Source organism: Nocardia sp. NPDC060220, assembly GCF_042727815.1.
GTDB lineage: Bacteria > Actinomycetota > Actinomycetes > Mycobacteriales > Mycobacteriaceae > Nocardia.
In genome coordinates, this window is sequence record NZ_JBHWZY010001157.1 from 1 (window position 1) to 1,734 (window position 1,734).

Annotated in this window: 1 protein-coding gene; it reads right to left on the minus strand. The window is 70.1% G+C overall.

Annotated elements, in window-relative coordinates; genetic code table 11:
• Positions 1–1,734, minus strand: a 1,734-nt coding sequence (locus tag ACFWF3_RS34750) for a condensation domain-containing protein (protein ID WP_379318305.1), incomplete at both ends; no start/stop codon positions are given.

Genomic DNA, 1,734 nt, shown 5'->3' on the forward strand with positions numbered 1-1,734 from the left:
AGCCTCGCGGCATAACCGATCTGCACGGCGAGGGTCGGCCCGACGGGGGTATCGACGATGCTGATGTCGAGGGTCAGCGCGGCGGACGCGGGCATGTCCGGATCGAACGAGCCCTGGTGGTCGAATTCCTCGTCGGCGGGAATCCAGGCGAGCCCGGACAGTGCCGAGATGTCGACGCCCGCCCGGCCGAGGTTGTTGAAACTGATCTGTGGCGCGGGCAGCGAGGCCAACCGATCGGCGGTCGCCGGGTTCAGGTATCGCAGCATGCCGTAGCCGATTCCCTTGTCGGGCACGGCTCGCAGCTGTTCCTTGACCGCCTTCACCGCGGCACGTGGATCGGTGCCGTCGATGTCGAGGTCCACCGGGTAGGCGCTGGTGAACCAGCCGACGGTGCGCGACAGGTCGGCGCCCGGGGCGAGTTGTTCTTCGCGCCCATGGCTCTCGAGCAGGATGCGCGCACCGGAGTGGTCGACACCGCGCCGGGGACGCCAACGTCCCAGTGCGAGAACGAGGCCCGCCAGCAGAGCATCGTCGGTGGTGGCATGCGCGGCGCGGGGCACCGCGTCCGTCAGAGCGGTGGTCAGCTCGACAGGCAGCGCCAGCGTCAGCCGCTCGACCGTGGCATGCACGTCGAGCGCCGGGTCGAGAGGTGCGCGCCCGAGCAGCGGTTCAGGTCGCGACCCCATCCGTTGCCACAGCGCCAGCTCGTCGGCACGGCCGCCGGCGGCAGCGGAGACGACCTCGGCCCACCGGCGCATAGATGTGCCGACCTCGGGCAGTTCGACCGCTCGCCCCGCACCCACCTGCTGCCACGCGGAGACGAAGTCGGGGAGCAGGATGCGCCAGGAGACACCGTCGACCACCAGGTGGTGGATCACGATCAGCGCGCGCCCGCGCGACGCCACGCCGGGCTCGGGCAGCAGGCAGACGATCTGCATCATGACGGCATCCACCGGGTTCAGCGCGGCCGAAGCGTCTTCGAGGGCACCCTCCACCAACGACGTGAAACCCGCAGTGCCAGGGGCATTATCGGCACCGAACGTACGCACCGACACCAACTGCTCGGCATCGATCTCGCCGGGCGTCAACGCTTCGAGGTGCGCCGCACTCAGGCGTGCACGCAGCATGTCGTGCCGATCCAGAACGGCTCGGACGGTGGCGATCACGTCGGCCGGGCGCGCGTCGCCGGGCAGCTCGACCAGCAGCGACTGCGCGAACCGGTCGTCGGCGGGACGGTCGAGATACCAGGACACGATCGGTGTCCGCGTCACCTCGCCGATACCACCGCCGGGCAGCTCCTCGAGACCCACCCGTCCGGCACCCCCGGCCACGGCGGCCAGCCCACGAACGGTGCGGTGCTCGAAGATGTCCCGTGCCGTCACGACCACGCCTGCGGTCTTCAACCGCGACGCCAGTTGGATCGACATGATCGAGTCACCGCCCCGCGCGAAGAACGACTCGTCCGCACCCACCGAGGCCACACCGAGCACCTCGGTGAAGATCCCCGCGATGGTCACCTCCAGCTCGCTCGCCGCGGCGGCCACCGCCGAATCCGGCACCTCGGCACCGGGTTCGGGCAGCGCGCTTCGATTCACCTTGCCCGTCGAGGAGACCGGCATCTCGTCGAGCACCATGAGCACAGCGGGCACCATGTGGCCGGGCAGTGCGCCCGAGATCTGGTCGCGGATCGCGGCCGTGTCGATCGTTCGCCCCTCGGTGGCCACCAGGTAGCCC